The sequence below is a fragment of the Streptomyces sp. NPDC032472 genome (assembly GCF_040636955.1).
Lineage (GTDB): Bacteria > Actinomycetota > Actinomycetes > Streptomycetales > Streptomycetaceae > Streptomyces.
The window spans coordinates 1-6,315 of sequence record NZ_JBEZVK010000154.1 but is presented as its reverse complement, the minus strand read 5'-3'; the positions used below and the strand labels follow the sequence as shown (position 1 = coordinate 6,315).

At 75.0% G+C, this 6,315-nt stretch carries 6 protein-coding genes and 1 pseudogene; 3 read left to right on the top strand and 4 right to left on the bottom strand.

Annotation, left to right across the window (positions count from 1 at the left end; genetic code table 11):
* The coding region (locus AB0F11_RS37300; protein ID WP_362184109.1) for a helix-turn-helix transcriptional regulator at window positions 1–1,691 on the top strand (1,691 nt) is incomplete at its 5' end.
* Window positions 1,692–1,795: 104 nt separating this feature from the next.
* Here AB0F11_RS37300 and AB0F11_RS37295 read toward each other — a convergent pair.
* Both AB0F11_RS37295 and AB0F11_RS37290 read right to left on the bottom strand, forming a co-directional pair.
* Window positions 1,796–2,206: a rodlin gene (locus AB0F11_RS37295; protein WP_362184106.1), complete on the bottom strand. Its 411-nt coding sequence runs from the start codon at window positions 2,204–2,206 to the stop codon at window positions 1,796–1,798.
* Between the two features lie 219 nt (window positions 2,207–2,425).
* Complete coding sequence (locus AB0F11_RS37290) at window positions 2,426–2,617, bottom strand: DUF5302 domain-containing protein (protein ID WP_362184103.1); 192 nt, start codon at window positions 2,615–2,617, stop codon at window positions 2,426–2,428.
* A 166-nt stretch (window positions 2,618–2,783) separates the two neighbouring features.
* On the opposite strand from AB0F11_RS37290, the gene AB0F11_RS37285 reads away from it, so the two are divergent.
* Window positions 2,784–3,755 (top strand): MerR family transcriptional regulator, encoded by a 972-nt coding sequence (locus tag AB0F11_RS37285; protein ID WP_362184100.1) that lies wholly within the window; start codon window positions 2,784–2,786, stop codon window positions 3,753–3,755.
* Between the two features lie 106 nt (window positions 3,756–3,861).
* Here AB0F11_RS37285 and AB0F11_RS37280 read toward each other — a convergent pair whose 3' ends face one another.
* Both AB0F11_RS37280 and AB0F11_RS37275 read right to left on the bottom strand, forming a co-directional pair.
* Complete coding sequence (locus AB0F11_RS37280) at window positions 3,862–4,797, bottom strand: ketopantoate reductase family protein (protein WP_362184097.1); 936 nt, start codon at window positions 4,795–4,797, stop codon at window positions 3,862–3,864.
* Between the two features lie 224 nt (window positions 4,798–5,021).
* Complete coding sequence (locus tag AB0F11_RS37275) at window positions 5,022–5,831, bottom strand: caspase family protein (RefSeq protein ID WP_362184094.1); 810 nt, start codon at window positions 5,829–5,831, stop codon at window positions 5,022–5,024.
* Between the two features lie 200 nt (window positions 5,832–6,031).
* Between AB0F11_RS37275 and AB0F11_RS37270 the strand changes: the two are divergent.
* Window positions 6,032–6,315: pseudogene (locus AB0F11_RS37270) on the top strand (hypothetical protein); the annotation flags it as partial.

Sequence of the window (6,315 nt, the reverse complement as noted above, 5' to 3'; positions counted from 1 at the left end):
TGGACGCCCCCGACGAGTGGCTCGCGGCCGACATCGCCCGCGCCGCCGCGGACTGCCGCCGCCGGGGCCAGCGCGCCCTCGCCGCCGAGCTCGGCCTGCTCGCCGCCGAACGCACCCCGTTCGACCGACCCGGCGAGGAGCTCGCCCGCCTCGTCGCCGCCGCCGAGGACGCCGGCTGGGCCGGCCGCGCCGACCTCGCGCGCCGCGCCACCCGGGCCGTCCTCGCCCGCGACGCCTCGCCCTCCGACCGGGTCCGGGCCCGCCTCGCCGTCATCGACGCCGCCGGCCAGGCCCTCGGCACCCTCGACGAGACCTTCGCGCACGCCATGGACGAGGCCGAAGGGGACCCCGCCCTGCAGGCCGCCGTCCAGCTGCGCGTCGCCTGGAAGTGCAACCTCAGCGACGGCGACCCCGTCCTCGCCCGCGACGCCGCCGCCGAGGCCGGGGCGCTCGCCGCCGCGGGCGGCGACCAGGTGGCCGAGGCCATGGCCCTGACCGTACGGGCCCGCATGGGCCGCATCCTCGGGGACCCGGACGCCGAGGACATCCTGGCCGAGGCCCTGGCCCTGCCCGCCCCCGAGGTCCCCCTCGGCATGCGCAACGCCCCGCAGTACCTGGCCGTGCGGCACGCCCTGTTCGACGACCGGCTCGACGACGCCCGCAGCCAGCTCCTGGTCCTGCTGCCGGCCGTCCAGCGCACCGGCTCCTCCGAGGACGTCTTCGAGGTGCTGCGCAGCCTCAGCGAGGTAGAACTGCGGCGCGGCCGGTGCGCCGTGGCCTCCGCACACGCCCGCCGGGCCCTGGAACTCACCATCGAGGCCGGACTCTCGCCCGGACCCGCCTGGTACGTGGCCGCCATGGCCGAGGCGACCGGCGGCAGTTTCGCGCGCGCCGCCGGATACGCCCGCCGCGGCATCCAGGCCTCCGAGGAGGAGCGCGACCAGGTCTTCCTCTCGCGCAGCCTGTACGCGCTCGGCCTGGTCGAGCTCGCGACGGGGGAGGCCGCGAAGGCGGTGGCCACCCTGCGCCGGGTCGCCGAACTGGAGGCGGCCCAGCAGGTCGTCGACCCCTCCATCCTGCGCTGGCACGGCGAACTCGCCGAGGCCCTCGTCGCCGCCGACGCCCCCGACGAGGCCGCCGGGCTCATCGACGCCGTACGCGGGACCGCCCTCGCCCTCGGGCGCGCCCCCGTGGCCGCCGCCCTCGACCGGGCCCGCGGCCTGGCCCTGTCCGCGCACGGGGCCGCCGAGGCCGCCGTGGACCTCCTGACCGAGACCGCCGAGCGGTTCCGGGAGCTCCGGCTGCCGGTGGAGCGGGGCCGAACGCTGCTCGCCCTGGGCCGCGTGGAGCGGCGCCGCCGGCGGCGGGCCCCCGCCCGGGCCGCCCTCCAGGCCGCGGCCGAGGTGTTCGGGGAGGCCGGGGCGAAGCCCTGGGCGCAGCTGGCCGGCGAGGGCCCGGAGCCGGTGCCCGCCGCGGCCGGCCCGGCCGTGGCCCTGGCCGCGCTGACCGAGGGGGAGGCCCGTCTCGCGCTGCTCGTGGCCCAGGGCGCCAGCAACCAGGAGGCGGCCGCGAAGCTGTTCGTCAGCGTCAAGACGGTGGAGGCGCGGCTGACGCGGATCTACCAGAAGCTCGAGGTCCGCTCCCGCGCCCAGCTGGCCACCACCCTGCGGGCCCCGGGGGTGAGCAGGTGAGTCGGCCGCCCGGGCAACGGGCAGCCCGTACGCACGGTGGCGTACGGGCCTTGGCTGCGGGGAGCCGGGTGCGGCCCCGGGGGGCGCAGGGGCGCGCCGGGTGGTCAGCTGCCGTTGGAGAGGTTGCCGGACAGGACCGGGATGTTGCTGAGGATGTGCGAGAGCGGCTCGTCGCCCTTGGCCTGGGTGGAGTTCTCGGTGCACTGCTGGTTCATCGGGTTGGACAGGATGTTGACGTCCTGGAGGCCGATCGGGGTGATGCCCACCAGCGACTGGACGTTGACCTTCGCGGGCAGGCCCACGCAGAGCTTGTTGAGCGAGCCCTGAACCAGGCTGAGCTGCGGGCTCTGGAGGCCCTTGGTCTCCTGGTTGCCGTAGATCTGCTCGGAGTCGTTGCCGTTGATCGTGGTGACCCCGCCGTCGTTGCCGATCGCCATCGCCGGGGAGGCAACCACGGCGCCGGCGCCGAGCACCGAGGCGGTAGCCGCGGCGGTGGCCATCATCTTCTTGAACATGGGGAGAATCCTTCTGTCGGACTGTCGCGTGGGCGGGGTGTCCCCGGCGGGACGAGCTGATCAACTGCCGTCAGCGCCCCGGGTTATCGCATGTCGCCCGAGTGGCCGAGCGCACGGCCGGGCGCGCGGGCCGGCCGTGGGACGCCGGAAGGATTCCTCGGACACGGCAAAGGGCCGCGACCCGGCGGCATGCCGGCCCGCGGCCCCGGGGCCGTGGCGTCAGCCCGTCTTGCGGCGCGTGCGCTTGGTCCTGGCGCCGGCGCCCGCACTGTTCCCCTGGATCTTCGCCCGGCTCTGGTGGGCCTGCTGCGCCTGCGCGTTGCGGGCGTTGCGCTCCAGAGCCTCCCGGAACCTGCGCTTGGCCGCGTCGGCCGGCGACTCGTCCGGCGGGGTGTCCGATTCCTGTGCCATGCGTCCTCCTCGGATGATCTGAAGCGCTTTCAGTCTGTCAGCCGGGGTCCGCGCGGACCAGCGAGTTCCCCACCGGGGATCCGGGTCGGGGAGACTGCCTGCGTACAGCAGGGCGGTGCGGGGGCGGGCTTGAGTCTCCCGCCGGGGGAGACAGCAGGGTGGGGGCATGAACGGCGACGCGCTCTATTCGATCGGGGAACTGGCCCGGCGCACCGGACTGACGGTGAAGACCATCCGCTACTACTCCGATTCGGGCATCGTGCCGCCGACCGGCCGGAGCCACGCCGGCTACCGGCTCTACGACATCGACGCGCTGGCCCGCCTCGACCTGGCCCGTACCCTGCGCGAACTCGGCCTCGACCTGGCCGCCGTCCGCAGGGTGCTGGACCGGGAGACCTCCGTACCGGAGGTGGCAGCAGCCCACGCCGACGCCCTGGACGTGCAGATCCGCACGCTGCGGCTGCGGCGGGCGGTGCTGCGGGCGGTGGCCCGGCGCGGCGCCTCACCCCAGGAGACCCGACTCATGCACCGGCTCGCCCAACTGTCCGAGGCCGAACGGCACCGGCTCGTCCACGCGTTCATCGACGACACCTTCGGCGGCTTCGACGCCAACCCGGAGTTCGTCGCCATGCTGCGCTCGGCGATGCCCGAACTTCCCGAGGACCCCACCACCGAGCAGGTCGAGGCCTGGGTGGAGCTCGCCGAGCTCTGCCAGGACACCGACTTCCGCGCCTCCGTACGCCGCATGGCCGAGATCCAGGCCGCGGACCGGTCCGGCGGCGACACCGGGGCCCTGCAGCACGAGCTGAACGAGGCGGTCCGCGAGCGCGTCGCCGAGGCGCTCGCCGCCGGGATCCTGCCGACCTCCGCGGAGGCGCTGCCCGTCACCCAGGCGCTGACGGCCCTGTACGCCCACGCCTTCGAGCGCGCCGACGACGGCGACCTGCGGCGCTGGCTGCTGGCCCGCCTGGAGGCGGCCGCCGATCCGCGGGCCGAGCGGTACTGGCAGCTCCTGGCCACCGTCAACGGCTGGCCGCCCGTGGCGAGCCTCGCCCCCGTCTTCACCTGGTTCGTCGAGGCCCTGCGCAGCGGGGAGCAGCCGCGCCGCCAGGACGCCCCGCCGGTCGGCGGACAGTAGGCGGCGAACACCGGCAAACACGGAGTCCCGGACCTCGGCCGAGGCCCGGGACTCCGCGGGTGCACTTCGCATGACCGCCGTGTTCAACGACGGACCGCCCCGAAGGTCACCGCCCTGCCCGGGACCCCGCCACGCGCTGCTGGTGGACCCGCAGATGGAGGGTGGCGAGGTCGAGGAGCGGGGTGGGGACGGCCAGGGCGCGCGCCCGGGCGACGAGGTCGCCGAGGACGTGCTCCACCTCGGTGGGCTGCCCCGCGAGCACGTCCCGGTACATCGACGGGGTGAGGGGGGAGCCCTCGGCGGTCACCGTCCGCGTGGTCACGTCGAGCTCGGCCTGCGGGACGGGGTGCCCCGAGGCGGCTGCGACCGCCGCCGCCTCCGCCAGGACGGCCCGGGCCAGCTCCGCGCCGCCGGGGACGGCGTTGACCTCGCCGACGGAGCCGCGCAGCAGGCAGGTGGTGGCGGCGAGGGTGGTGATGAAGACCCACTTGTGCCACATGGCGGCGACGATGTCCGGGGTCGGCGGGCTGTCGATGCCGGCCGCGGTCAGCAGCTCGCGTACGGCGTCGACGCGGCCGGACGGCGTGCCGTCGCGCTCGCCGGTGAGCACCACGGACGGCGGAGCCATGCGCACGATGTCGCCGTTCCCGTCCAGGGTCGTGACCACCTTCGCGACCCCGCCGAGGACGGCCGCCCCGCCGAAGTGCCCGTCCAGGAAGTCCAGATGGGCCATGCCGTTGAGCAGCGGCACGATCGCTGTGCCGGGGCCCACGGCCGGGGCGAGGTCCTTCGCCGCCTGTTCGAGCGCCGTGGACTTCACCGACAGCAGGACGAGGTCGTACGTCCCCATCGGCGCGTCCGCGGTCACCAACTGCGGTTCCAGGGATATCTCCTCGCCGGGTCCCGTCACGCGCAGCCCGCGCTCGCGCAGGGCCGCGGCCCGCTGCGGGCGGACGAGGAAGGTGACGTCGGCCCCGGCCCGGACGAGGCGGGCGCCGAAGAAGCCGCCCACGGCGCCGGCGCCGACGGTCAGGATTCTCATGGGGGGAGAGCCTTTCGTGAGGGGTGGCGGCGTGTGCGCCGCGGCCCGTGCAGCGCCCGTCGCCGGCGCCCGGGGCGTCGTCCCCGTGTGCCGGCACACCCCGCGCCGGCCCGCGCGGGGCGGGTCGGCGCAGACGGCGAGCCGGTCGGTGGGACCGCGCGCGGGTGCCCACCGTACCCGATGGGTTCGGCGTCCGAACCGAACGGGACGGATGCCCGGCCGGCTCAGACGGTGAAGGGCTTCTGGTCGAGGAACTGCGGCGTCGGGCTGCCCGTGGTGAAGAAGTTGGGGACCTGCGAGCGCGGCATGAGCTGCTTGATGGCCTGGTGGAAGGCCTGGTAGCCGCCGCCGCTGAAGGCCCCGCCGTTCCACACGCGCAGCAGGGTCTCGGTGAACTTGCCGTTCACCCGGCCGTCCAGGGCGACCTGGCGGTCCTGGCAGGCGGAGATGAGCACGGTGCCGGGCTCGACGCCGTTGCTGCCGTTCTTCCTCAGCTCGCGCTGGAGCTCCTGGTAGAAGGCCATGTTCTGCTCGAAGTTCTGCTGCTGGCGCACCTCGGGCATCACGCGGGGCGCGGGTTCGTCCGCGGCGGCGCCCGGCTGGGCGACCTCCGTGGCCGTACCGCTGTGACAGCAGTCGAGCAGGGTGAAGATGCGGACGCCGGGGGAGAACCGCAGGAACTCCCGGTGCAGCTCGTCGTCGAGGAACTGGCGGTCGAAGAACACCAGGGTCTCGTCGAGCTCGTCCGGCTCGTCGCCCTCGGTGTCGGGCATCTGGCCGCCGTGGCCCGAGTAGGTGAACAGCAGGATGTCGCCGTCCTGAAGCCTCTCGGCCGCCTTGCGCAGCTCGGCGGTGATGTTGTCGACGGTGCCGTCCGCGGTGAGCAGCACGGTGTCCTCGAAGCCGGCGGCGCGGGCCAGAGCCGCCATGTCGCGGGCGTCGTTCTCGCACGCCATGAGCTGTCCGTCCCAGCCGCCGTACTTGGCGGGGTCGACGTTGTTGAGGCCTACGTGGATGGACAGGCCTGCGGGCATGGGTACCTCCTGGGGGAGCGGTGACGGGGGTGTACGTCGGGGATGGCTTCCGCGGCGGGCGGCGCGGCGAACCCCGCAGCGCCGAGCGACGCCCGATCGGGCCTGGCGGCCGGAGCAACGCCCGCGACCGACTGGCGGCACCCGGTCGGCCGACCAATACTGGCCGTGGCCGGCATCCGTGCTCCGGTGCGGGAGGTGCGATGGAACCCCGGGTCCTCTACGTCCACGGCAACGGGAACAAGGTCCGCGAGGAGCTGCTCAAGTCCCGGTGGGACACCGCGCTCTTCGGCACCGACATGGGCAGCGCCTCACGCATGGCCTACTGGGCGCCGCTGCGCCATCCGGCCCCGCTGCCCGACAGCGGGGCGGCGTCCACGGACGCGGACCCGGGTTCCGCGGTGGCCGAACCGGCCGAGGAGTTCGTCGCGCGGATGCTCGCCGAGGCACGCGCCGAGGCGGCCGGCGGCGGGGCGGCCGGCGGCGG

Bases quoted from the DNA above. Each gene is read 5' to 3' on its own strand.
- AB0F11_RS37295 (WP_362184106.1), bottom strand. From the start codon at position 2,206: ATGTTCAAGAAGATGATGGCCACCGCCGCGGCTACCGCCTCGGTGCTC.
- AB0F11_RS37290 (WP_362184103.1), bottom strand. From the start codon at position 2,617: ATGGCACAGGAATCGGACACCCCGCCGGACGAGTCGCCGGCCGACGCG.
- AB0F11_RS37285 (WP_362184100.1), top strand. From the start codon at position 2,784: ATGAACGGCGACGCGCTCTATTCGATCGGGGAACTGGCCCGGCGCACC.
- AB0F11_RS37280 (WP_362184097.1), bottom strand. From the start codon at position 4,797: ATGAGAATCCTGACCGTCGGCGCCGGCGCCGTGGGCGGCTTCTTCGGC.
- AB0F11_RS37275 (WP_362184094.1), bottom strand. From the start codon at position 5,831: ATGCCCGCAGGCCTGTCCATCCACGTAGGCCTCAACAACGTCGACCCC.